This is a genomic window from Poriferisphaera sp. WC338 (genome assembly GCF_050931845.1).
Lineage (GTDB): Bacteria > Planctomycetota > Phycisphaerae > Phycisphaerales > Phycisphaeraceae > Poriferisphaera.
Map to the genome: position 1 here is coordinate 2,615,470 of NZ_CP194516.1, position 25,341 is coordinate 2,640,810.

Below are 25,341 nucleotides of genomic sequence, written 5' to 3' on the forward strand. Positions count from 1 at the left end.
TGTGCCAAATGATAGTATCCCTCCCCCTTGTGGGCAGCCCAATTCATCACGGGCTGCTCGCTTTTACATCACATATTCAAGTCAATGCGATTTAATCCCACCCGTGTTTCACTTAAACTATGTTGCCCACCTTGGCGATGGCCATAGAAAGTGAGACCACGTTGAAACAACAGTTACAATCCGAACTCGAAGAAGCTTTGCGTGACAGCCTCGAAGATTTACGACTATCTCGTAACGAATCCAAAGCTTTCCGCCAAATCGCGCAAGATCTGCAAGATGACCCACAAAGCCTTGCGTACCTCCGTAACACCGCATTCCGACTTGCTGACGACCTGATTGAGGATCATCCGAAACTCATCCTCCGCTGGCTCGAACGTCTCGACAAGATCATCGACAACACAGCCTGCCCATCCAATGATCATCACCCCACACCTACCGTCTGTTTTTCACCAGGCCACGACTGTGTCCAATTACTGAACCAAGTCATCCAAAACGCCAAGCGCGCCATCGATATCTGTGTTTTCACTATCACCGACGACCACATCACTGAAACACTCATTCGCCGACATAGACAAGGCATTCCCATCCGCCTGATTACCGATGATGATAAATCGCTCGACGATGGCTCCGACATCGCGCGCATGCACATCGCCGGCATCCCAATCCGCACCGACCGCACCAGTAATCACATGCATCACAAATTCGCGATCATCGATGGCAAACATCTGTTCACTGGCAGCTACAACTGGACCCGTGGAGCAACACGTAACCATGAAAACCTATTGCTCCTGCACGACCAACGCATCATCCACGAATATACGGAATGCTTCGATCAACTTTGGCGTGAGTTCGCCTAGTTCGCATACCCCACAACAGCAAACATATTGCCGCATACCACAACGGACTAATATTTACATGCGTCAGAGATCGAACTATGCTGCTCGTGTGATCCAATTTTGCAAAATGGAAATCAGAATATGAATGATTCATTCGACAAACCACCACAGGATGATGAACCACAAATCCCTCCGCCACAGCCAAACACACCGCAAAACCAATCCTTTTCCAACAATCCGCCCCAGCATCCCAGCAACCAATCACCTCAACCAACAAACATCCACTGCGTTAAATGCGGCTACAACCTCACCGGTATCGCGATCGGTACATCATGCCCTGAATGTGGTACCGACATCAATCTCTCCCTGCAAGGTGGCTTCAAACCTACCTCCGGTTACGCCATCACCTCCCTCGTCCTCGGCATTCTTTCTGTAATTACCTGTTGCTTCTGGGGTGTCCCCGGCAGCATCTTCGGCACCCTTGCGATCATCTTCGGAGGCCTTGCTAAACGCGATTACCGTGACGGAAAATGCGGCAATAGCTCAAGAGGCATGGCAACCGCCGGCCGTATCTGCGGCATCGTCGGGCTCGCCATCGGGTTGGCTTACATCATTCTTATCATCATCGCCATCGTCAGAGACAACATGTAAAACTGATGCGCATGGATCAGTCTTCATCACGGCGAGCCGTCATCGGAATCTCTTCATCATCACCATGTCGATTCGGGTTCGCATCCTGATAACGCTTGATGCAATCCAAAATCTCACGCTCAGCAGCATCGTGCCCTTCCCAACCTAACGTTTCAACATAGTTATCACCTTCAAGCGCTTTATAAGTTGCAAAGAAGTGCTCAACCTCACGCAAGAAGTGCGGCGGCACGCGCCATAGATCACGGAAGTCTGCGAAGATCGGGTCCGTGTTTGGCACAGCCAATACTTTATAGTCGTTCTCGCCACGATCAGTCATGCGGAACAAGCCAAGTGGACGCGCCTCAATCAAGCATCCCGCAAATGTGGGCTCATTGACCATGATCAAAACATCGAGTGGGTCACCATCTTCCGCAAGCGTCTGCGGAATAAAACCATAATCACCCGGGTACATCGCAGATGAATAAAGATAACGATCGAGCTTGATCAAACCCGTCTTTTTATCTACTTCAAATTTAGATCGGCGGCCTTTAGGAATTTCAACAATCCCATTAATCACATCCGGCAATTGTGGGCCGGGCTTAATGTGCATGTAGCGGTTTGGCAAAGGCATTGAACAACTCCTCGTTCACATCCTGATTTTAATGACGGCCACGATCTCGTAGCACATCTGTTTCTCGCTTTTCTCGCGGCAAATCATATCAGTCCTCATACCCACGTGGCAAATACCTATTGCCCAATTGCTACTCACGAAGGGATCGAGACGCCATTCGCCCGCCTACCGCTCATCGGCAATCACAATCTCAACCATCAATCACAATCAATAACGGTGTGTTTTCTTGCGATCTCCCACTCACCAAAACACAAATTTTACATATCGGACTAGCCCGCTCCTATACCCAGCGTCTACAATGCCCGCTAAAGAAAATGGAAAAGATATCGATACATACTAAGAAGTGAGTTCGGCAATGTCGGAAATGAACGATCGTGAATTATTTGCTTTATTAGATCAGGCGGTCATCCACGCCGGTGAAAATCCAGAATACGCCAGCGGCAAACGCATCCGTGAAATGATGCACACCATTATCAAACTTGCCCGAGACAAAGCCGATCCCGGCGAACAGAAATTAATTTCTCGTTCACTCAAAGAGATGCGATACGCGCTTAAGGTATTTAAACAATATCCAGGCAGGCGCATTTCGATCTTTGGATCAGCGCGCACCCCCGAAGATCATCCTGATTACATTGCATGCGTCAAGTTCAGCAAAGCACTCGCGGAAGCAGGATGGATGGTCATCACCGGCGCTGGCGACGGCATCATGCGCGCCGGCCACGGCGGTGCAGGTGTCGACAAGTCTTTCGGCGTGTCCATCAGCCTTCCCTTTGAATCCAGTGCCAATGACTACATCCAAGGCGATCCAAAACTCATTAACTTCCGCTATTTCTTCACACGCAAACTCATGTTCATGTGGCAATCACAAGCGGTTGCCCTTTTCCCCGGTGGGTTCGGCACACAAGATGAAGGCTTCGAAGCGCTTACACTCATCCAAACCGGCAAAGCCCCCATGGTTCCCATCGTGTGCATCGACGCACCCGGAAGCAACTATTGGCATCACTGGCAAAACTATGTCCAGCACTCACTGCTCGACAACGGTTGGATCAGTGAAGAAGACCTCGCACTATTCATGATTACTGACGATCATCAAGATGCCGTCGATCATATCCAACACTTCTATCGTAACTACCATTCCCAACGGTTCGTCTTCGACACCATGAGCATTCGTATTAAACGTGCAATCACTGACTCACAACTCGAACAACTCAATGATGAATTCGGATCGCTTGTAAAAACCGGCAAGATCACGCAAGGCCCCGCACTCAAGCAGGAACGTGAACACAACGAACTCCCACGCATCCTGTTTGAATCACATAAAAGTCAGTATGGCAAGCTCCGCATGCTCATCGACAAACTCAACGACTTCGACACTATCAACCACCCCGATGTCTGACCACTAGTTAGACACTTACCTTCAACAATGTATACATCATGATCCCCGCCGCCACTCCCACGTTCAGCGAATCCGAGCCGGGTGACATCGGGATCATCACCTGCGCATCACATGCAGCCAGTGCCGCATCGCTCAACCCCGCATGTTCGTTTCCCATGAGTAACACATGAGATTTTTCACCAACTTCATATGTTACCAGATCAATCGCTTTCGCCATAAGCGCCGCCCCGACAACCGCCATCCTCTGCTCTTTTAAAGATACAAGGTCACCCATCAGATCATCCGTCTGCACAACCGGCAAACCAAACACATTTCCCATGGATACCCGAATCGATCGCCGCGACCACGGGCTAACACCCTTACGGCTTACCAACAGACCTCCCGCACCCAATGCCGCTGCACTTCGAATGATAACACCAAGATTCTCTTCATTCTCAATCTTCTCACACGCCACAATCAATCTCGCATCATATAAATCGCTTATTTCATAGGGTTTTTGAATCTTCCCAACAGCTAAAACACCACGATGAAACGGATATCCCGCGATATGATCAATCACCGCCGAACTCGCCGCATAGCACTTCACATCGCTCCGCAATAACGCATCACCATGGACTATCAAAAACTGTTCCGCCCGCTGAGCTTCACAAAAGATACATTCAATTCCATACCGCACCGCCGGTGCGTCAAGCAACCGAATCACCGGCTGTTCACCCTCCACCACCAGCTGTCTCTCTCTATTTGCCTGCCAATCACCACGGCAAACATCCGCGTAGCCCATCACTACCGGATCATCAATATCATCAAGCTGCGTCATCCGCATTTCCATCACTGCATCATACTCCTGCATCGCGCAAAAGAAAAAGCCCTACGTCTGCAAGGCTTCTATATCCAAAAAAATAATTCAGCTTACTGATTGAGCATACGTTCAACCGTATCGTATATCTGCGAACCGCGTAAATCCTTCGCAACGATCTTCCCATCTGGCCCGATCAACCAGATCGACGGTATTCCACGTACTTGATAATCATCCGCTACACTGCTCGATCCTGATTGCCCCAAAAACCCTTGATGATACGTTAGCCCTTTCGTATCAGCATACTTCCGCGGCGCATCGATATCCGGATCAAGCGACAATGCAATGATCGTGAAATCATCACGCTTTCCAAATGTATCCCACGTTTTTTTCATATTCGGCGTCTCCCTCAAGCATGGCCCACACCATGTCGCCCAAAAATCAATCAGCACATACTTTCCACGAAAATCTGACAGCTTGATCGTCTTATCGTCAAATGTTTTCACTTCAAAATCAGGTGCTTGCGAACCCACACCGAATGTCTTCACCACCTTCACTCGCACATCACCAAGCTCTACTTCATTTAATTGGCTATCCGTTTTGTTTACAGTAAATCGGTACTCGAGATTAGCGGTCATCTGGCGTGACATGTATTGCTGCGGCGTTGTCATCGACACCAAAAGCATGTAGTCACCTGGTTTCAAGTTATAACTCCGAAACACGCCAGTATTAGAATCGTATGAAAAATCTCTACTTGCATGTCTCGCCTCAAAATATTTTGCTTCCCATGCTTTACCTTCAGAACTCGTAAGCCATTGCTTCATCCACACAATCTTGTCTTCTCGTGACATTTCACCCGCACTCGACGGCATTGGCGGGCTTAATGCGTTCCATCCCAAATCAGGAAAAATCATCCCCTGTGCCACGATCCAATCTGTGGGCAGCGGTTTGCCTTCATCATCAACAAATCGCCCGGATACCGTTGGCCCCTGCCTCACAAAATCTATCACCATTGTTTCACCTGGTTTCACCTCGATACCTTTCGACATCAAAATCAAACCCGGCGAGACACCAACCCCAGATGAAATATCCTTCCGCACATCCATCAATAACACGCCAACTTGATCGCCACCCGGCACCTGCTCAATCGAGAAATCTACCGGCCCAGCTTGGTTCCAATACAAATCCTTTCGATATTCGATCACCGTCGATGGCACAAACGGCAAATACTTCGGCTCGATCAAACTTGTCACCATCACACGCCGCTCAGCATTGAAATAAGCTGGCAACGTCACCTCCCCTTCAATTCTGCTCCACGGCAACAGCGTTAGCACTATGTCCTCAACCGCTTTCCCATCTAAACTCGTCGACGCATATCCCTTCTCACTTAGTACAAGCAATGCCCCACCAACAGCATCATCTGTAAATGCAAACGTTCCCCCCTCATCACTCATCACCTCGGCAAGTTTCGATTCACTCTCGTACTCTCTTGAGGATGAAAAAGTCATATGCCCCTCAGCAGGCACATGCAACACCTTCGCCCCTGCAATTACCTCACCGTTACTATCAACCACCTTGCCTGCAATCATGCCAAAGGCCGTGCCTTGCCAAAACACAACCGCCCCCATCATCAGACACGTAGCATGAAAAAATCGCTTATTCATCTCAAAACTCCAAATGAGGTTTACTCAGCTTGACCATACCGACCACCCTACACAGCCGCCATATTCATCATGCACATTGCATAAAAAAACCCGGTCATAAAGATAACCGGGCATCTGTTTAGTCCTATTCCAGCCAATTACGACTCCGCAGCAACTTCCTGCACGAATGTGCCGTTTCGTTCTTCGTGGCCATTTACGTCATTACGCCTTTCTTGGTCAATCTCGTGATCCAAGACGGCCTCAACTTCAACCGCCTCTTTTCCTTCCAACATCGCGGCCAATCGCTTCCGCATCGGTGACATACCGTTCTCTGAAACGTCAGAATCCGCTGCTTCTGCAGCTTCCTCAATCATCTCTGGCCCGACCGCTGGCTTTTCGATCTTCTCTCGCTTCGCGCTGCCAGCATTCTCGTTGATTTCGCCATCAGCACCGACCTCATCAAACTGCACGGAAACACGCTTGGATACACCGCGCTCCTGCATAGTAATACCATACATAATGTCACATGCCTGCATCGTGCGCTTATGGTGCGTGATGATAATGAAGTGCGAGTAGCCCAAGAACGATTGCACAATTTGCGTGAACCGCTCAACGTTCGCTTCGTCGAGTGCGGCGTCGACTTCGTCCAGAATCGCATATGGCGACGGGCGGCTCTTGAAGATTGCCATCAACAGCGCAATCGCCGTCATCGTCTTCTCACCACCCGAAAGCTGTGAAAGCGATCGCGGCTCTTTCCCCGGAGGCTTCGCCATAATCTCGATCCCCGATTCCAATACATCAACCTCCCCATCTTCATCCGCCGTCATGATCACATCCGCACGACCACCGCCAAATAACTTGCGGAACAAACCGTTCTTGCCAGCAAAGTTCTCTCGGATCTCTTCATACGTCTTTTGGAACATCGTCCGCGAATTCGTATTGATTTCATCAATGAGTTCTTCAAGCTGCTCTTTTGCCGCTGCAATGTCCTTCACCTGATCAATCAAATCATCATGACGCACTTCTAGCAGTTCCTGCTCTTCGATCGCATCAAGATTCACATTACCGAGGCGATGAATTTTCCCTCGCAATTCGTTGATCTCACCTTCAACGGTTTCCCAATTGATCTCAAACGGACTCGTTGGAAGTTCCGCCTCTATCACTCCAGAAACTTCTTCAATCTCATCATTTTCATCGATATTGTCAGTTTCAAACGACCAAGCCGCACTAACGCTCACCCCATAAAGCGACCAAGTTTCCGACACGCCATCCCAGCCGTCTTCCTCACTCAGACCAAGTTCCGCCAAACGCACCTGCCGCTTATACTCATTCGCTGCCTGCTGATACGTCGCCTTCACATCAAGCTCAAGCTGCTCGAAACCGCGCTGCTGCACGCTCTCCAGCTTCACCTCAAACTCTTTACGTTTCATCTCCAGCTTATGTAGCCGGTTATCTGCTTTTTCCAATCCCTTACGCTGCTGCTTCACCGTCTTACGAAGGTCCTGCATCTGCGCGTCAGTTTCCTCAACCTTCGCAGCGATCTGATCACACTCCGCCGTCAATGTGATCAATTTCTCTGCTGCGTCTTCAGCTTCTTTACGTGACGTCGTTTCAGTTTCTTCAAGCTCATCAATCCGTCCGCGGTGTGAAGACAATTGATCTTCAAGCAGTTTGTGTTGCCGCTTCACATCCGCAGACGCAATCTCAATCTGCCGCAACTGCTTCTGCGATGAGGTCAATTGTTCAGCAATCTGCGATGCTTCCACACGAATATTCGTCACCATCTCACGTGACTGATCGGCTTGCGCCCCAAACGTCTCGATCATATTCTCGAGCTTCTGGCATGCCGCTTCGCGCTGCTTTGAATCGCTCTCAAGCTGCTCAGCTTCCACGCTGTGTGCCACACGTTTCTCCGCCGTCTCAGAAAGCTGCTCATGAATCTGCTCGATCTCTTCACTCAGACCCGGCTGCTCTTTCTCAAGCCGCTCCACCTGACTACTCAGCGTTTCAATACGACTTTCCAGCTTGTTACACACACTGGTCGCGTCATAGATCGACTTCCGCAGTTGCGAAGAAACCTTCTCAACATGAGCCGCATGATCTGACAAGTTCGACAGCGTTATCTGATCAGCACCAATCTGCTCATCCAGCGTTTTGATCTGGCTTTCCAGTGCAAAAAGCTCTGACCGACGACTGATCAATCCTCCTGCCCCGCTTGCCATCGGTCCCGCATGTACGCGCCCATCTGTATCAAGCAGCTCGCCGCTCTCTGCGACAAAACGGTATCCGCCCGGTAAAACACTTCGCATCATCATCGCCGCATCAAGATCACGTACCACAAGCGTCTGCCCCAAAATCCGCCACGCAATCGGGCCGAGCCACTGCGGGAAACGCACCAGATCAATCACACGTTTTACACCACCAAAACCCATCGCTTCAAGATCGCGCTGCGGCGGCAACGGCGGCTGATCAATCGCAATAAAGTTCACTCGTCCCGCCAAAGCTTCAATTGCTTCTCTGCCGCCTTCGGATGAACAGATATCTGCAAGACGGTCCACCACAATCGCCTGTTGGTAATCACCCAATGCCGCTTCAACCACAGCCGCGTCATCAACATCCGCTTCAACTAGCTCCGCCATGATCCCACGCACAAAACTAAACGTCCCCGCATCATCTTCTTCATGTGGAGCCGCAGCACGCGCGAGCACAGCCTTCACTGAATCGCTCACGCCCTCCTGATTGTCTTCCATCTCCTGGAGCACCGCCCGGCGTGAATCTAACGCTGAACGATTCTCTTTTAACTCACCAAGACGTTCAGAGATTTCCTTCTGCTGCGTATCAAACTGCTCGCCAAGTTGTTCATGCTCGACTAGCTCTTTCTGCTCGCGCTCAAGCAGATCCTTCGCCTCAGCTCGCTTTGCTTCCGCATCATCACGGTCTGTGAGTAAACCTTCAAGCTGCGAACCAATATCCGCCGCACGCTGATCGATCTTCTCCCGCGTGGTCACCAGCGATTTTTCATACACCTCAAGCGATTGAATCTCACTCCGCAGCTTATTGACCTGCGAGAACATCCGCCCGATCCCCCGCTTCTCATCTTCTAACTCACGGCGTTTCTCGCTCACCTGCTGCTGTAACTGCTGATAGCTGTCACGCGCTTCTTCCAACCGTGATTCAATCCCTCCTTGCCGCCCTTCAAGCTCAGCGGCAAGCGTGGCCGTCTGTTCCTGTTCAACATCAAGCTGCTTACTGCGTTCCTCGAGCTCTTCCAAACGATCCGCATCACGCTTGATCTGCCCTTTCAGATCTTCAAGCGTCGTCTGTGCAAAGCGCGCTCGCTGTGTCGCCTGATCCTTACGGCTTTGCTCGCTCATGCGTTCTTGATCTAGCCGTTTCTGCTGACTAGCAATCGCTTCTCGCTCGATCTCCGCATCGTTCAATTGCTCTTCATGCGATGCAAGCTCACGCGCCGCAGCAGCACGATCCGCTTCTGCTTGCTCAAGCTCATCACCGATCTCAAACAAACTTTCGCTCAGCGTGTGATACTCCGCCAGCGCATGCTGCAATTGAAGTTCATGTAATTGCTTGGTGTAGGTTTGATAGGACCGCGCGCGTGCTGCCTGCATTTTCACAGATCGCAGCCGTCGCTCGGTTTCTTCCAAACGTGTCCGGCATAAATCAAGATTGGTTTCGGTGCGCTCAAGTTTGCGGATTGCTTCTTTCTTCCGCGCCTTAAACTTACTGATCCCCGCGGCCTCTTCAAAAATCGCCCGGCGTTCCTTCGTGTTCGCCTCAAGCATTCGCGCAACCTTACCCTGCTCAATCACAGAATAAGCATCCGTCCCCACACCCGTATCCATGAACAGTTCTTTGACATCACGCAACCGCGCACGCTTACCATTGATCAGATATTCACTGGTCCCATCCCGGTAGAGTTGCCGCGTAACTTCAACCTCATCTACATCCATCGGCAGCCGCCGCGTATTGCCGCGATCCGCTTCAAGTGGATTTTCAAATGTCAAACCCACACTCGCCATACCGCTGGGCTTACGTGCGCTTGATCCGTTAAAGATCACATCCTGCATCGCCCCGCCACGCAAAGATTTTGCAGACTGCTCACCGAGCACCCATTTGATCGCATCGACCACATTGGACTTACCACAACCGTTCGGCCCAACGATCCCTACGATCGGCGCGTCGAACTTAATCTCGGTCTTATCCGCAAATGATTTGAAACCAGCTAAGGTTAGTTTTGCCAATCGCATAGGCGCACTCGACCTCCATGTCGCTTGTCTTTATATATCTCAGCCCGCTCCGCAGGCCGCTTCTCCCCAGCAAATCTCGGCAACTCACTGCCAAAACCTGCCGTGTCGCATCATCCATATGATACGCGAAAGTTCAGTCCTGTTCACGACTTGTGAACGCCGATCATTATGACCGATTCTTCACCCCGCCGCCAGCATATCAAGCCCATTTCCAAATTTCCCCGGGAAATGCCCCACAGCTTCCTCTAACCCGTCAATCTGGGCAAGCTCAATCATAAAAAAGAGCCCCGAAGGGCTCTTCAATCAGCTTATTTTTCCACATCCGGCTCATCGCTCGCCTCAGTCTCGGCTCGCATCGTATCAGGTCGGCCGCTCTGCGGTGCTGTGGGCAACCCCTCAGTCACCTCGCTCACACCGTCATCGGTTTCTGCATCTGCGGTTTCCTGACGCTGGATCGACAGATCTTCTTCCTGCTCATACGCATCGATCAGCTTCTGCAATGGACTCAGCTCAAGTTCAATCGGTGCATCGATGTATCCCGACTTGCTCAATACATACAGTGTGTCCACCACTTGGCTATACGTCAGGTTCAAGCCGGGATTTGGATCATCCATATTCGTCCGATGGCTCAGCACATAAATCAACGACGCTACCGTCGAATCAATCGTAAACTGCTGGCCCTCCGACTTAGGTGTCTTCTCTCCTTCACTCAGTGCTAACACACGTTCACGTTTTGTCGGCATGTAATACACTGTCGCCACACCCTGGCCATCACTCCGTACCATCAACCGATTGTTCCACAGCGCACCAAATCCAACATCATCAAGACGCAGTTGCGAGTTAAACAATACGATCCGTGGCACACCCGTACGATGCGTCACGTAAATCATCGGCCGCGTCACACCTTCAATCCTGTCCACGATGAACTTCACCCCACCCATCTTGTCCTTTACCACATACCGTTCAAGCAACTGATGATTATTCACTGCCAACGATTCGTACGCCGCAACACGAACCTCAAGTACCACATCATCCAGCAGCTGGCTCATAATAGCTTCGCCACGGATTGATTTTGCCAGAAACATCATTTGCTCGGCCGCAAACTTCCGTGTTGCCATATCTTCACTCTTGGCATAATTCGCCAAGTACTGTGTAGTCGTTTCATCGCCCAACCAAGCACCTGCCGCAAGCGCTGCTCGTTGTACATGTGGCTTCGGGCTGTCATAAATCAGCTTCAGCACTGGCAAAGACATTTTTCCAAGCGCTCGCCATGCATACGAAACACGCTTTTCCTCCGATGGGTTCTTCTCAAGCACTTTCACTAACTGAGCCGCTTTTCGCTCTTCAAAACCCGGACTTACCTCCAAGTACGTTGACATGATCAACCGCATCAACTCTTCAGTCTGATACATCCAACGCTTCGGAACATTAATATCGATCCGCGATTGATTCGCCGGCTTTGCCAAGTCAGCTCGGTCTGTAATCTCACCAAATTTTTCATTGATACGGTTCGAAATCAATCGTGCACGCATCGAGCTTGGCTGATTCAATACCAACCGCAACTCACGTTTGCGCGTCACGGTTCCACCGCCAATCACAATCGCTTGCCGTTGAAAAGTTCGCTTAGCCTTCGAGCCCTCTTCATTATGGTACAGCGGGTTCATGTACACCGGCCCAATCGCATCAGCTTCTTCATGGATATACCGGCCAGCCAACTCTGTCCCAAGTACTGCCAACTTCGTGCGCCACAATCGCCCTCCCGCCAAACTCGTCGTGTCTGTTCCCGGCAATGCCGACACCAACAAATCGAACTTAGTCCCTGGTATCGCGCCGGGCGGAATGAATCCCTGTACCGCCACCACTGCGCTACCCTTGTCATTCAACATCCGCTCAGGACTCAACCATCGCATCCCTTTTGATGCAGACCCCACACCTTGCTTCCGCAATTCATTGATCAACACCTGACGCAATTCCAACGGCACCTGCCGCGAACCCGTTTCAGGTAAGTCCACAATCAAACTGTGATTCGACACCAACATCGGCGTATAACCGTCGATCTGAGCCAAAGACCCCACCGTATTGTGCAGATACCCCGGCCCCGTAAACAGCGGCGGCGGTGCAGCTCCCGGTGCCCGGCCCGGCTTCTTCTTCGCGGAACAACCCGTGAACGCCAACGACAGCACACTCGCTGCCACCAGCAAACCAAAACATAAAACACCACGATAACGCAGATGCACACGCACCGAGTTTTTCTTCATATGATTGTCCATCCATTACCCGCGAACCTATTGGTGGGAAAATACTTGTGGGTCTCATATTGTCGAATATCCCTCTCACCTGGTCAAGATCTTTTTAGCCGCCCACGTCTTCCTTGCCACGCTGCCTTGATAGACGGCAGCACAGAAACATCAGTCATTTTCGTCACACATCCATCACAATACCCCTCCCCCTGCTAAACTATGCACCATGCCTATGCAACAAGACATTGAGAAAGTCCTCATCTCACGTGACGAGATCGACGAGCGGCTCGACCAACTCGCCAAAGAGATCTATGACGACATTCTCGCCGACGCGTCGCCATGCCCCAAGAATGGCACCCCCATCATCCCTGACATTACCCTCGTCCCTATCCTCACTGGCTCGATCATATTCGTCGCCGACCTCATCCGCCGCCTCCCAATCAAAATGCAAATCCGCGTCATGTCCATCACCTCATACCCCGGCACATCCACATCCACCAAAGGCGCTTCTGTTGAAGCCGCACTCACCCGCCTCCCCGACAATCTCACCGGCCACCACGTCCTCATCATCGATGACATCCTCGACTCCGGCAACACACTCCGGCTCGTCAAAAACATCCTATCTGAACGCAACCCCAATTCTATCCGCTCTTGTATGCTCCTTCGCAAACAACGCCCCGAAGCCCTCGCCGAGCCGTGCGAATATGTCGCCTTCGACATCCCAGACGAGTTTGTCATCGGCTACGGGCTCGACTACGACGATTATTATCGAAACCTCCCTGAAATCTGTACGCTCAAACCCGAAGTTTACGAAAATAGTTCAAGCAGCTAACCAATAATCATTACAGGTTCGCTTCCCAATTTCATAAACACTCGGCCACACCATGAACCTGATCACCGCCACATCCAAACCCGCCCTCCCACGCACAAGCCCAACCCCCGCGCCATCTATCTCTCGCTTAGACGCAACCAAAATCAAGACTCCCTTTACCGCCTCGCCCACCGAAGGCTGCGCCGACGACTCACTCAACCCCGACATCGAAACCAAGATCCACACAGGCGCCTTGATTCCAGCCAACATCATTCAGCCCGGCGAAATCATCATCCTACTCATCAAACCCTCGCCCCTCTACATCGTCCTCGCCCCGTTGCGTATCCTCGTCCTCATTGCACTTGCCACCGTCCTGCTATTTGTCACCAACCAGTACTTGAACTTCATGTCCGCCCGCGACATCGTCATCCTTGGCGTCCTCCTCATCCTCGCCCGCATCTCATGGCAATTCATCGAATGGCTCTCACGCACATACATCCTCACCGACCAGCGCATCATCCGCATCAAAGGTGTCACCCGCGTACAAGTTTACGAAACCCCCCTCTCTAACATCCAACAAACCGAAGTCATCCGCTCCATCCGCGAACAGCTCACCGGCCTCGGCACCATCGCCTTCGCCACCGCCGGCACGGGCTTCGTTGATGCCTACTGGGTCATGATCGATCGTCCATTTGAAGTGCAGCAAACCATCATCAAAACCATCAACCGCTACTCACCTCGAAACGGCCCCTCCTCCCGCATCTAAAAAATCATCCCAGTATCTACTCTATCCAACCAAGTTTACCTTGCTTCACAAAACCTTCTCCGTGCTATGAAATATGGCCGCACACTTCACAAACGATTCTTAAACAAGCTAAGCATGTTTCCTTAATTCCTTGTCGATCAACGGCTCGGCAGGTAAATTATGAAACATTGTTTGGGGTTTTCAACTTATCGACTCATCCCCAAAACAACCAACGGCTGATGAACATCTCTTTAATTTCGCCTGTGTTCATTGATCGTACAGCATCTATTTCTTTGTTAACACGATCTATCAATAGGTAGAGGGAGACATCATGCAACTTCATTCAACTTCACGCTATACATGCAACTTGCTCGGTATCACCATCGGCCTCTTAGCCACATCCATCACCAGCGCAGCCATCTCCGAAATCTACCTATTCGATCCCAACCACAGAATAGAAGACCGCTTCGGCACCTCCGTCGCCATCGATGGTAACACTGCCATTGTCGGCGAACCACGCCACGAAACAGCCAATCCCGGCGAAGCATTCGTTTTTGACGCGACCACAGGCAACAGCCAGCGCATCATTGAATCTTCACCCACAGTCGCCCACGCAGAATTCGGCACCGCCGTTGCCATACAAAACAACATCATCGTCTCAGGCGCGCCCAAAGAGTTTTCGGGCGGCTTCTCCAGTGGTGGATCAGCCTACATCCACAACGCAACCACCGGCGCACAAATCCACAAGCTCAATCCAAACGGCGTCGCAGGTGGCGCAAACTTCGGCACATCCGTCGACATCTTTGATAGAACTGTCATCGTCGGCGCACCGCTCAATACCGATTCCCCTCCAAACAACCCCCACGGCGCAGCTTACTTGTTCGATGCCGTATCAGGTGGCCAGATCGCCAAACTTACCGCAAGCGATGGCGATGGTTTCGATCACTTCGGCAATGCCGTCAGTATCTCCGGCAACACCGCACTTGTCGGCGCTGTCCGAGATGAAAACGAAACCGGGGCTGCCTACCTCTACAACTTCTCCGACCTCAACAACATTGGCGAAACAAAACTATTGTCAGACGACATCGCCGCCAACGATAAATTTGGCCGCTCCGTTGCCGTCTCCGGAAGCCTCGCAGTCATCGGCGCAAACGGCGACAACAGCAACACCGGCGCCGCCTACATCTTCGACATCCACACCGGCAACCAGCTCGTCAAACTCACCGCAGACGATGGCACTGCAGGCGATAACTTCGGCTGGTCCGTCGCCATCGACGGCAGAAGCGTCATCGTCGGCGCACCCAACAACGACGACGACGGTGACAGCTCTGGCTCCGCTTACTTCTTCGATATCTCAAATCCGTTAGATATCACACAATCAAAAATCACCTCATCCAACGCGCGCGCCGGTGACCGCTTCGGCGTCTCAGTCGACATCGATGGCACAAACGCCATTGTCGGCGCATTTAGAAAAAATCTCGTTGTCTACCCCGAAGCTGGTGCCGCCTACATCTACGACCTCACCACCATCCCCGAACCCACCACCGCCATCCTCTTCACACTCGCAACCTTCCCTCTCCTTTCCCGCAAACGCACTCAAACACCATCCATCTAACCAAGAATTAAAAAACAACACACACAAAGAGAAAGCCGATGCATCACACATCGGCTTTTTTATTTATTCAGCATTGCAACCGCAATCAATTCTAATATCTACTTTCGCAGTTATTTTCTATAACTATTTCCGGCCACGAACTCGCACACTCTCGGCATGCCCATCCAAACCCTCCGCCTCTGCCAGCATCGCAATGTGCCGCATTGTCTTCTCGCTCATCCCGTTCGGATAACACACCGTCCCCGTCCGCTTCAAAAAGGTGTACGCGCTCAGCCCACTTGTAAACCTCGCCGTTGTCCCCGTCGGCAGCGTATGGCTCGGACCGGCATAATAATCCCCCGCCGCCACCGGTGTTTGATCCCCCACAAAAATCTCACCCGCATGCTTTATCTGCGGCAAGACTTTATTCGCATCTGCCACAGCAAGATTCACGTGCTCACACGCAATCTCATTCGCATACGCAATCGCTTCATCCTTGTCCTTCGCAAGCACAGCGCAGCTCTCCGTTTCCAGCGCACGGTCAATCGCCTCCACGCGCTTGCGTCTTGATAGCTGCGATTTCACCTCACCAACAATCCCATCAATCACTTCTCTATCCCACGCCACCAAGAAACACTTCCCCGGATTGTGTTCCGCCTGCGCGATCAAATCCGCCGCCACACACTCAATCCTCGCACTTGAATCCGCCAGCGTCACGATTTCGCTCGGACCGTAGAACCCGTTGTCACTCCCACACGCCCCGCCGAGCATCCCCTTCGCTAACTGCACGAACACATTGCCCGGGCCGACAATCATCTCCACCTTCTCAACACTTTCCGTCCCATACCCAAGCGCGGCAACACCCTGCGCCCCACCAATCCGGTACACCTTCTCGATCCCAATCAGCTTGCAAGTTGCGAGCACCAACGGCGAAATATCACCCGCTTCTTCATCACCAATCCGCGTAGGGGGTGGTGACACAACTGAGATATTTTCCACCGGCACACCCGCCGCAATCGCCGGCACCGCCGTCATGATCAGCGTCGAAAACAGCACCGCCGTCCCACCCGGCACCAAACACCCCACACTCTCTACTGGCGTAAACCGCATCCCTAACTCCGCCCCATCAATCTCAATCACATCCGCATCTTTCGGACAAACATGCTTCTGATATTCAAGCACGTTCGCGATCGATGCCTCAAGCGCCTCACGCATCTCCGGCTTCAATTCTGCTTCCGCTTCGTCTAACTCGCGCTTAGATACCCGTATCCGGCTTGCATCAAAACCCGGGTCCGTCCACTTCTGCATGTACTTCACCACAGCCGCGTCACCGTACTCGCGCACATCAGTCATCACCTCACCCACCACCTTCGCCGCATCACTACCTAGCGAAGCTGTGTCCTTCAGGCGCACCAAAACCGCGTTATATCCCTGCTTACCCGCTTGCGTATTCACATCAAAAACTGGAAACATCGCTCAGCCACTTTCATATCCAATATTGTTTATATCACCACCAACCTGCACCTAATCCCCTCATCCAAGAACAATATGATACACCCTCCCCGCACCTCATACACCTCTAAGCCATTGATTCACGCGGCAAATCATGACTTTCGCTGATACACCCCCCCGCCAGCCCGCTTCACTGCCCCGCGAATCTCCAACATCGTCAACTCCCCTTGCAAAACACCCGCCTCCAACTCCGTCATCGCTACCAGTTCATCAAATGATCGTCCCCCGCCCTCCAGCATGACCAAGACCAATCTCTGACTTTCGCTATACCCCTGCTCAATCACACCGACTACTTGCTCCTCCACAGTGCCCCCCATCTCGTCGAGAGACTTACCATCCATGTCACCTGACGACAAGCCATCTTTTTCAAGCTGCCCTGCCAGCACCTCATCACCTCCCTGCAATACCATTTCCTGTTCCATCATCACATCCAGCACCTCTGCCCCGCTAGTCACCATCTGCGCCCATCCACCTTTGATCATCTCATGACATCCACCACTTACCGCCGAATCTACCCGCCCCGGCACCGCCATCACTTCTCTACCCATTTCGTTGGCCTGCCGCGCGGTGATCAGCGCCCCACTTCGCTTCGCCGCTTCCACCACCAACGTCCCCATTGTCATTGCGGCAATGATCCTGTTCCTTGCTGGAAAGTTCTCTGCCTGCGGCCCGCGCATCATCGGATATTCACTCATAACTGAGCCGCCCTGCTCATGCACAATCTTTCCGAACAGCTCAATATTGTCCTTCGGATACGGCTTGCCCAGCCCCGAACCCAACACCGCAATCGTCCTTCCGCCTGCTTGAAGCGCCGCCCAATGAGCCGCACTGTCGATCCCCTTCGCGCCGCCGCTCACCACACACACGCCCGCCGCCGCAACCTGCCCTGCAAAACGCGCCGCCTGTTCTCTACCATAAGTGCTGCACTTCCGCGCGCCCACCACCGCCAAGCTCACCGCATCTCTAACTTGCATCTCCCCCTTCACCCACAGAATCCGTGGCCGCCCCGTCACCGGCCGCATCAATCTCGGGTAGTCATGATCCCACACACACACCAATCGCGCCCCATGCTTCGCAACAATCTCATACTCTTGCTCATGCGCCTTCTCATCCAATACCGTCTTGATCGCCCCACGTACCTTCGTCGCACTTTTCAGCGTCATCCCCCCCACCTTCACCAATGCATCAATATCTGCACCAATAGCCGCTGACGCACTTCCCATCGCGTCAACCAATTTATCCCCCGTCTTCGGGCCGATCCCCTTCGCCAACACCATCACCAGCTCCGCCAAAATCTCTTTCTCTTCCTTGCTCATCACAAAAGTTTACCAAACACCCGTTAGCCTTAAAATCATTTCTAGCACACACGCACTGGAGATCACCAAATCGTGCACAAAAAAGGCCCACCGTGATAGGTGGGCCGTAGGTCGGTATCGGGGAGTGCATCGTCACAGCCCAGCTTTTTCAGCCAGCCATGCATGCGTACCAACGCTCTAAAGAACTTGGACGCGCCAGCCTAAGCCGGGGCACTCCCGCTCATACATTGATAATCAATCACTAAATCACCTCCTTCGTAAAAAGGTTACTCCAGCCGTCGCGCCTCGCCGCCAAATCACCGACTGACTCGGCCGGCTCTGCGTCGCCGGATTCTTTACGCTGCGTAACGTCTTACGCAACACATCAGTTCTCGTCACAACGCCGATCTCGCCGTTGTAAGGCCACTGCACCCTTATTTTACCGAAGCTAATCTCACCACGTCAATGAAATTCCGTCCTGTCTATCACCCTCTTCTACATACACATCACAATACCCCCCAAAGTCACTCGCCATTCATCCCTATCTTCACAACGTCATAAAAAAACGAGCATCATTTCTGACACTCGCTTCATTGATTTCAACATTCCAACTGAAGGAACTACTTTGTCCCAGTCAGGAATTTATACTTCCGCTTATACAAGTCCGTCAGGTGTTCGACTTCTGTCGAGGCACTCGGCGACCACATCGCCCAATGCACTTCCACCGCGCACTTGTTCGTCGCACTGCGGATGCCTTCACGGATAAATTTGTTCAACCGCTTGATCGGCAGCGACGCAATAATCTCATCACGCAGCGGCACACAAATCACGGGTGTCTCTGGGTTCGGCACAAAGTATGCCATCACCTCAACATCGTTCCCTTTTTCATTCACCAGCGTGTACTGCTCTGCCCACTTCCAAGCGGCACCGTACCAGATGATCTCGCGGCGAATCCCCTCGAACTCCGTAAAGTTCTTGATCAATTGATCAAGCACCTTCTTCTTACCCGCCGGGTCATACACACTCATCAGTGTCTTGAAGTTCGGCTTTACCCAGTGGTCTTCCCACGCCAGTCTTGTATTCGCGCTTGTCGCACTCATAGGCTGCGTCTTTCCGTTTCAATAACAGTGTTTCGATTCCCCCGCCAACCCACAGGCCTCACAGACGTTTCACCACGCCTTGAAACGGCCCAACAACCCACATCCCCCTCACACCCCGCCATTCGAGCATTTTCTCTCTAACGGGTTGCGAACACGGTACTATACGCACAAAATCAACTAAAAGCAAACATGCTCTGCAACCGCCACGCCACCATAAGTCCCAAATATGAATAAACTTAAATCAAAATTTTCCGCAGATTCCGCATCATCAAGCCGCCCCCAGATCGTCGTCATGGCCAAGCCTCCCGTCCCCGGCCGCGTCAAAACCCGGCTCACCCCCAACCTCACCCCTCTGCAAGCCGCCAAAGTTCATGCCGCGTGCCTGAATTGCCTACTTACTCGCCTCACCGATTGGGCACAAGATCAATCCCCACAACCCCAAATCCACCTCGCACTCGCCGGTATTGATCAGCACACCTACACCAACTTCATCACTTCAACCTCTGATGCTTCAAATACTTGCACCCTCCACGCAGACCACTTCAACGATGATCCCGCCCTCCAAATTCCCATCCCCACGGATCTCAAAATCACCGACCAAGGTGATGGCAACCTCGGTGACCGACTCGGCCACGTTTGGCAATCCATCCCACCACACCACCCTGTGGTTTTCCTCGGCGCCGACTCACCCGACTTGCCCTTAACCGAACTCGCCACCAGCCTCACTCTCTTCCAAACCACCAACACGCAAACCGCCATCGGCCCGGTCTCAGACGGTGGATACTGGACTTTGCTTGTCCGCGATTACTTCCCACAACTCATCCAGAATATCGACTGGGGCACCGATGCCGTGTACCATCAGACAATCCAAGCCGCTCAAAACACCGGCCTACAATACAGCGAACGCCAATCTTGGTTCGATGTTGACACACACCAAGATCTCCATAACCTCATCCAGCGAACCGCCCAAACCCACGATCCCGCACTGGCCGCGCTACATCAATCCTTAATCAAAATCACAGGGAACCCCTCCCATGAATACGCCGATTGACACAACCAATTCCCCTGCTGAAGAATCACTCGAATTTGATCTCTCGACTTCGCACATCCTCATCGTCGACGACAACGAGCAAAACGTCGAACTTCTGCAAGCTTACCTCGACGCGCTACCCTGCAAAATCAGCACCGCCGCCGACGGCATAGAAGCTATTGCTTACATCGATAACCCCGACAACACCCTCCCCGACCTCATCCTCTTGGACATCATGATGCCCCGTATGTCCGGTTTCGAAGTCTGCCGCAAGCTCAAAGACGATCCCGCCACGCGCGCCATCCCCATTATGATGGTCACCGCCCTAAACGAACTCGGCGACATCGAACGCGGTGTCGAATCAGGCACCGACGACTTTGTCACCAAACCCGTCAACAAGCTCGAGCTGCTTACCCGCGTCAAATCTCTCTTGCGTGTTCGTCACCTTAAACGTGAACTCGACCGCACCGAAGCTTATATTAAGGACCTCGAACGCAACAAAGATCAAACGTCCGAATAACGATCCTCGGAACGTCCTCTCCCCTATTCAGCTCGCCTCTCTCCCATTAAATTGATCGCCACTGATCAAGCGCTACCTCTTTCCTATGATTAAGTTTTAGATCGATCGTGCATACCGAATAACGCATATCTCTACTTGTTATTACGCAATAACAAGCCATATCCCTTCCTGCCTTAGGCGTTAAACCGTACCGGCTGTAACGTCTGTGACATCTGCACCACTCAATCACATCAAAACATCCTCCCACTTTAACCCCGCATGTTATTTCCTTGCGTCCCCACGACGATGTCAAATGCGTCGCGATCAAGTCGGTCCCGACTGGATGAGTTCATGGCGTCGACCAGGCCACACTCATACCAAAGCATCCCGCTGATTCGAATCCCTGCCGGATTAGCGATTCAGGCAAAGATCTGAAACTGAAACGTCAGGGGTCTGGTCGAACGGATCCAGCATTTCAAAAACAGTGCCGAAAAGAATGAGCTTCGCCAAGTCAGTCATTGTTAGACCCACGCAAGCGCCTGCAACATTCAAATCGGACGTGAAATTGGAGGACAGTTAGCATGAGCCGGATCAACACAAACGTCAGTTCGCTTATCTCACAGCGCATTTACAACAACCAAAACAAATCTCTGAGCACATCACTCGAGCGTCTCAGCACAGGTTTGCGTATCAACGGCGGCGGTGATGACCCCGCGGGTTTGATCGCTTCTGAAAACCTGCGCTCTGAGAAAGCAGCCATTGGTGCCGCGATCTCAAACGCTGAACGTGCCGACCAGGTCGTGAACGTCGCTGAAGGTGGCCTGCAGGAAATCAACTCCCTGCTCACCGAAGTTCAGTCGCTCGTCTCACAGACAGCCAACGAAGCCGGCCTATCAGCTGAGGAAAAAGAAGCCAATCAGCAGCAGGTCGACGCGATCCTGCAGACGATTGACCGTATCTCCTCAACCACAACCTTCCAGGGCACCAAGCTCCTGAACGGCAAGTTCGATTTCCAAATCGAATCACTTGACGCCAAGGTTCAAGACTACAACATCAACGCAGCCAAGATTGGCGACTCCGCCCTTGAAGTCAAAGCTGCCATCACCCAGTCCGCACAGCACGCAGGCGTCTTCCTCTCATTGGACACCGCCAACCTCGTGCTCGACGACACCCCAGCCGAACCGTTCACCATCGAAATCGGTGGCTCACTCGGCGCCCGTCGTTTCAGCTTTGCTTCCGGGACCGCTATCACCGACGTGGCCAAGCAGATCAACAACTTCAAAGAGAGCCTCGGCGTCTCAGCTGACGTATCCGGTACCGGCATCTCCCTGAAGTCTACTGAATACGGCTCAGACCAGTTCGTCTCCGTCGATGTCATCGACGATGCGGGCCAGGACGGTGGTGTCTACACACTTGACGCAACCAACGAAAACGAAGCCACCGGTGCCGGTACAGACTACGATGCTGTCAGCAGCCCGATTCGTGACGACGGCCAAGACGTCGGCGGCACCATCAACGGTTCCAAAGCACGTGGTAAAGGCCTCGTTCTCGACATCAAGTCCGATGCACTTGACCTCAACGCAACACTCACTGCGGGTGGTGCAACAGCCATCGGTTCCATCGACCTCTTCAAGGTCTCTGGCGGTGGTGCGAAGTTCAACCTCGGGCCAGAAATCGACGCCAACAACCAGGTCCGACTGGGTATCTCAGACGTCTCGGCACGTAAACTGGGCACCACCCTTGACGGCACCAAGAAGCTTTCGCTCTCCGATCTCGGCGGTGCAGGTACCTTGAACCTCATCGACGGTGACCTCGGACAGGCACAAGATGTCGTGAACAGCGCCATCAAAGATGTTTCCGCACTCCGCGGCCGTCTCGGTTCCTTCCAGAAGAACGTCATCGGTTCGACCATCAATTCACTCGGCGTTGCACTCGAAAACGTCTCCGCAGCTGAATCGGCCATCCGTGACACCGACTTCGCTTCAGAAACCGCGGCCCTGACCCGCTCGCAGATCCTCGTGCAGGCAGCATCAAACGTGCTCGCCATCTCAAAAGCACAACCACAGCAGGCTCTGCAGCTGCTCGGATAAGCGAAAAGCTCACGCTAACGTCCAATAATAAAAAGACGGCCTCATGGCCGTCTTTTTTTGTGCGCCCACACTTCACCTCTATTCAGCGCTTAGGTCCACACGTGTTATCTACGTCCATCAAAGTTATCAATCCGGTAAAGCAGGCAATCTGAGCCTACTTTGCCGGTTTTTTCCATTATTTCGGTTGTTTCACTTAGGAGGAAGTTAAGGCCTGTACCGGTTATGACGATCATCCCACCTGACAGGGTTGCACAAAGTACCAAGACCCTCAAAAAGGAAAACCAATGTTCGGTTCCGATAAAAAATCTTTAATCCTACGGTGGTCGGCAGGCACATTTCTTCCCGATCAAACTCGTGCAGACGGGTGGAGCACCCCGACGCTTCGAATGACAATCCGCAGGATGCAAATGGACGGCGAACGTGGCCCACCAGCCCATCGCCATACCCACCACGGACGGTGGAAGGAGTAACTCATGAGGTAAGGACACCCCATACGACGACAACGGATAATTCGAACAATTCTCTTTCGTTTCAAAAAAAGCATCAGATCGGATCGGAGATCCGTGAGCGTTCCGCAGGAAGCAGTGCCATTCAATATTCGGCACCAACATACAAGAACGTAACACGAGATCGCGTGTTCACGGAGGACCTAAACCATGACCCGCATTAATACAAACGTACAATCTCTTCTTTCACAAAGAATCCTTGGCCAGCAAAACAAGTCGCTCAACACTTCGCTTGAACGACTCAGCACCGGCCTCCGCATCAACCGTGGTGCGGACGACCCAGCTGGCCTAATCGCTTCAGAAAATCTGCGATCTGAAAAAGCATCCATTACGGCTGCGATCTCAAACGCAGAACGTGCCGACCAGGTCGTCAACATCGCTGAAGGTGGTTTGCAAGAAATCAACTCACTTCTCCTTGAAGTGCAGTCACTTGTAACCCAATCCTCCAACGAAGCCGGCCTTTCTACAGAAGAAAAGAAAGCGAACCAATTGCAGATCGACTCGATCCTCGAGACAGTCGACCGCATCGCTTCTTCGACTTCTTTCCAAGGCACGAAGCTTCTTAACGGCACATATGACTTCACGATCTCTGGCCAAAACGCCAACATTGAGTCCGTGCAAGTCAATGCCGCAAAAACAGCTTACGGTGAAAACCGTGACGTTAACGTACTCGTCACACAGTCTGCTCAGCATGCAGGTCTTTTCCTGTCGCTGGACCAAGCTAACATCGACCTGAATGATACCAACGGCAGCTTCGTCTTTGAAGTCGCTGGAGCTGAAGGCTCACGTCAGTTCACCTTTGCTTCTGACACCGCGATCACAGACATCGCAAAAGCCATCAACACTTTCTCGGATGTCACCGGCGTTTCCGCTGCAACATCAGGTACAGGTATCGCACTCAAGTCAACCGAGTACGGCTCTGACGAATTCGTTTCCGTCAAAGTCATCGAAGACAGCGATGTAAACGTCGGTAAAGCAACCGTCGGCGTCTACAATCTTGAAGCCAAGAACGAAGATGATGCAGAAGCTGCTGTAGCTCAAACATTCGCTGCACTCAAAGGCTCAAACCCAATCCGTGACAGTGGGCTCGACGTCGGTGCCATCGTCAACGGTATCACCGCAACCTCCAAGGGCCGCGTTGTCAAGGTTACAACCGACCATCTCGACACGCAGTTCCAGCTCTCGGAAACAGGTGCACAAACCCTTGGTTCCATCGGCGGTGTAAACCCTGCGTTCACCATCGACGGCGGCGGTGCGAAGTTCAACCTCGGACCTAACGTCGACATCATCAACCAGGCCACACTCGGAATCAGCAACGTTACCGTGCGTAACCTCGGTTCACTTTCCACCGGCTTCCTCGATGAACTCGGCTCCTCCAAGGGTGCCAACCTTGAGAACGGCAACCTCGCCAAAGCTCAAGACATCGTCGACTCCGCCATCAATCAGGTTTCTTCTCTCCGTGGCCGCCTCGGTGCCTTCCAGAAGAATACCATTGGCTCGACCATCCGTTCACTCGGTGTCGCACTTGAAAACACCAGTGCTGCTGAATCGTCCATCCGCGACACAGACTTCGCGTCTGAAACCGCAGCACTTACGAGATCACAGATCCTCGTGCAGTCCGCACAGCAGGTTCTCTCGATCTCCAAGGCACAGCCACAAGCAGTTCTTTCACTGCTCCAGTAGGCTAAGCCTGAGTAACGATTTTGGAGGTCCCGCAATCCC

18 protein-coding genes are annotated in these 25,341 nt (G+C 52.2%); 10 read left to right on the forward strand and 8 right to left on the reverse strand.

Going from position 1 to position 25,341, the window contains the following annotated elements:
* The first annotated feature begins 161 nt into the window (after positions 1–161).
* Together ACQ6WK_RS10745 and ACQ6WK_RS10750 are read left to right on the forward strand one after the other, a co-directional pair.
* Positions 162–857: a phospholipase D-like domain-containing protein gene (locus ACQ6WK_RS10745; RefSeq protein WP_432797383.1), complete on the forward strand. Its 696-nt coding sequence runs from the start codon at positions 162–164 to the stop codon at positions 855–857.
* A gap of 120 nt (positions 858–977) precedes the next feature.
* Entirely contained in the window at positions 978–1,487 is a 510-nt protein-coding gene (locus tag ACQ6WK_RS10750) for a hypothetical protein (RefSeq protein WP_432797384.1), read from the forward strand.
* Positions 1,488–1,503: 16 nt separating this feature from the next.
* On the opposite strand, the gene ACQ6WK_RS10755 is transcribed toward ACQ6WK_RS10750, so the two are convergent.
* Positions 1,504–2,097: an inorganic diphosphatase gene (locus ACQ6WK_RS10755; protein ID WP_432797385.1), complete on the reverse strand. Its 594-nt coding sequence runs from the start codon at positions 2,095–2,097 to the stop codon at positions 1,504–1,506.
* A gap of 355 nt (positions 2,098–2,452) precedes the next feature.
* On the opposite strand from ACQ6WK_RS10755, the gene ACQ6WK_RS10760 reads away from it, so the two are divergent.
* The gene (locus tag ACQ6WK_RS10760) at positions 2,453–3,493 is read left to right on the forward strand and encodes an LOG family protein (RefSeq protein ID WP_432797386.1); all 1,041 of its coding nucleotides are present in this window, start codon (positions 2,453–2,455) and stop codon (positions 3,491–3,493) included.
* A 7-nt stretch (positions 3,494–3,500) separates the two neighbouring features.
* Here ACQ6WK_RS10760 and ACQ6WK_RS10765 read toward each other — a convergent pair whose 3' ends face one another.
* From ACQ6WK_RS10765 to ACQ6WK_RS10780, 4 genes are all read right to left on the reverse strand, one after another.
* The gene (locus tag ACQ6WK_RS10765; protein WP_432797387.1) at positions 3,501–4,310 is read right to left on the reverse strand and encodes a TrmH family RNA methyltransferase; all 810 of its coding nucleotides are present in this window, start codon (positions 4,308–4,310) and stop codon (positions 3,501–3,503) included.
* A gap of 92 nt (positions 4,311–4,402) precedes the next feature.
* The gene (locus ACQ6WK_RS10770) at positions 4,403–5,953 is read right to left on the reverse strand and encodes a redoxin domain-containing protein (RefSeq protein WP_432797388.1); all 1,551 of its coding nucleotides are present in this window, start codon (positions 5,951–5,953) and stop codon (positions 4,403–4,405) included.
* A 137-nt stretch (positions 5,954–6,090) separates the two neighbouring features.
* Positions 6,091–10,197, reverse strand: a complete 4,107-nt coding sequence (gene smc, locus ACQ6WK_RS10775) for a chromosome segregation protein SMC (RefSeq protein WP_432797389.1) — start codon at positions 10,195–10,197, stop codon at positions 6,091–6,093.
* 308 nt (positions 10,198–10,505) lie between these two features.
* Complete coding sequence (locus ACQ6WK_RS10780) at positions 10,506–12,455, reverse strand: flagellar basal body P-ring protein FlgI (protein WP_432797390.1); 1,950 nt, start codon at positions 12,453–12,455, stop codon at positions 10,506–10,508.
* A 208-nt stretch (positions 12,456–12,663) separates the two neighbouring features.
* Here ACQ6WK_RS10780 and ACQ6WK_RS10785 point away from each other — a divergent pair, with 208 nt between their 5' ends.
* The 3 genes from ACQ6WK_RS10785 to ACQ6WK_RS10795 all read left to right on the forward strand — a co-directional run bounded on the left by ACQ6WK_RS10785 (position 12,664) and on the right by ACQ6WK_RS10795 (position 15,608).
* Complete coding sequence (locus tag ACQ6WK_RS10785; protein WP_432797391.1) at positions 12,664–13,269, forward strand: phosphoribosyltransferase; 606 nt, start codon at positions 12,664–12,666, stop codon at positions 13,267–13,269.
* Positions 13,270–13,321: 52 nt separating this feature from the next.
* Positions 13,322–14,014 (forward strand): PH domain-containing protein, encoded by a 693-nt coding sequence (locus ACQ6WK_RS10790; protein ID WP_432797392.1) that lies wholly within the window; start codon positions 13,322–13,324, stop codon positions 14,012–14,014.
* A 310-nt stretch (positions 14,015–14,324) separates the two neighbouring features.
* Positions 14,325–15,608, forward strand: a complete 1,284-nt coding sequence (locus ACQ6WK_RS10795) for a hypothetical protein (protein WP_432797393.1) — start codon at positions 14,325–14,327, stop codon at positions 15,606–15,608.
* A gap of 123 nt (positions 15,609–15,731) precedes the next feature.
* Here the strand turns inward: ACQ6WK_RS10795 and hisD are convergent, their stop codons facing one another.
* The 3 genes from hisD to ACQ6WK_RS10810 form a co-directional block, all read right to left on the reverse strand.
* A complete protein-coding gene (hisD, locus tag ACQ6WK_RS10800) occupies positions 15,732–17,060 on the reverse strand; it encodes a histidinol dehydrogenase (protein WP_432797394.1) in 1,329 nt (442 codons plus the stop codon).
* A gap of 131 nt (positions 17,061–17,191) precedes the next feature.
* Positions 17,192–18,415 (reverse strand): DNA-processing protein DprA, encoded by a 1,224-nt coding sequence (gene dprA, locus ACQ6WK_RS10805; protein WP_432797395.1) that lies wholly within the window; start codon positions 18,413–18,415, stop codon positions 17,192–17,194.
* A 599-nt stretch (positions 18,416–19,014) separates the two neighbouring features.
* On the reverse strand, positions 19,015–19,494 hold the full coding sequence (locus tag ACQ6WK_RS10810) for a hypothetical protein (RefSeq protein WP_432797396.1): 480 nt from the start codon (positions 19,492–19,494) through the stop codon (positions 19,015–19,017).
* Positions 19,495–19,786: 292 nt separating this feature from the next.
* On the opposite strand from ACQ6WK_RS10810, the gene ACQ6WK_RS10815 reads away from it, so the two are divergent.
* The 4 genes from ACQ6WK_RS10815 to ACQ6WK_RS10830 all read left to right on the forward strand — a co-directional run bounded on the left by ACQ6WK_RS10815 (position 19,787) and on the right by ACQ6WK_RS10830 (position 25,302).
* On the forward strand, positions 19,787–20,545 hold the full coding sequence (locus tag ACQ6WK_RS10815; protein WP_432797397.1) for a TIGR04282 family arsenosugar biosynthesis glycosyltransferase: 759 nt from the start codon (positions 19,787–19,789) through the stop codon (positions 20,543–20,545).
* Positions 20,529–21,044, forward strand: a complete 516-nt coding sequence (locus ACQ6WK_RS10820; protein ID WP_432797398.1) for a response regulator — start codon at positions 20,529–20,531, stop codon at positions 21,042–21,044. Before ACQ6WK_RS10815 ends, ACQ6WK_RS10820 begins: the two co-directional genes overlap by 17 nt.
* 560 nt (positions 21,045–21,604) lie before the next feature.
* Positions 21,605–23,113 carry a flagellin gene (locus ACQ6WK_RS10825; RefSeq protein WP_432797399.1) on the forward strand — a complete coding sequence of 503 codons (1,509 nt, stop codon included), beginning with the start codon at positions 21,605–21,607 and terminating at the stop codon, positions 23,111–23,113.
* Positions 23,114–23,769: 656 nt separating this feature from the next.
* Positions 23,770–25,302, forward strand: a complete 1,533-nt coding sequence (locus ACQ6WK_RS10830) for a flagellin (protein WP_432797400.1) — start codon at positions 23,770–23,772, stop codon at positions 25,300–25,302.
* Positions 25,303–25,341 lie beyond the last annotated feature (39 nt).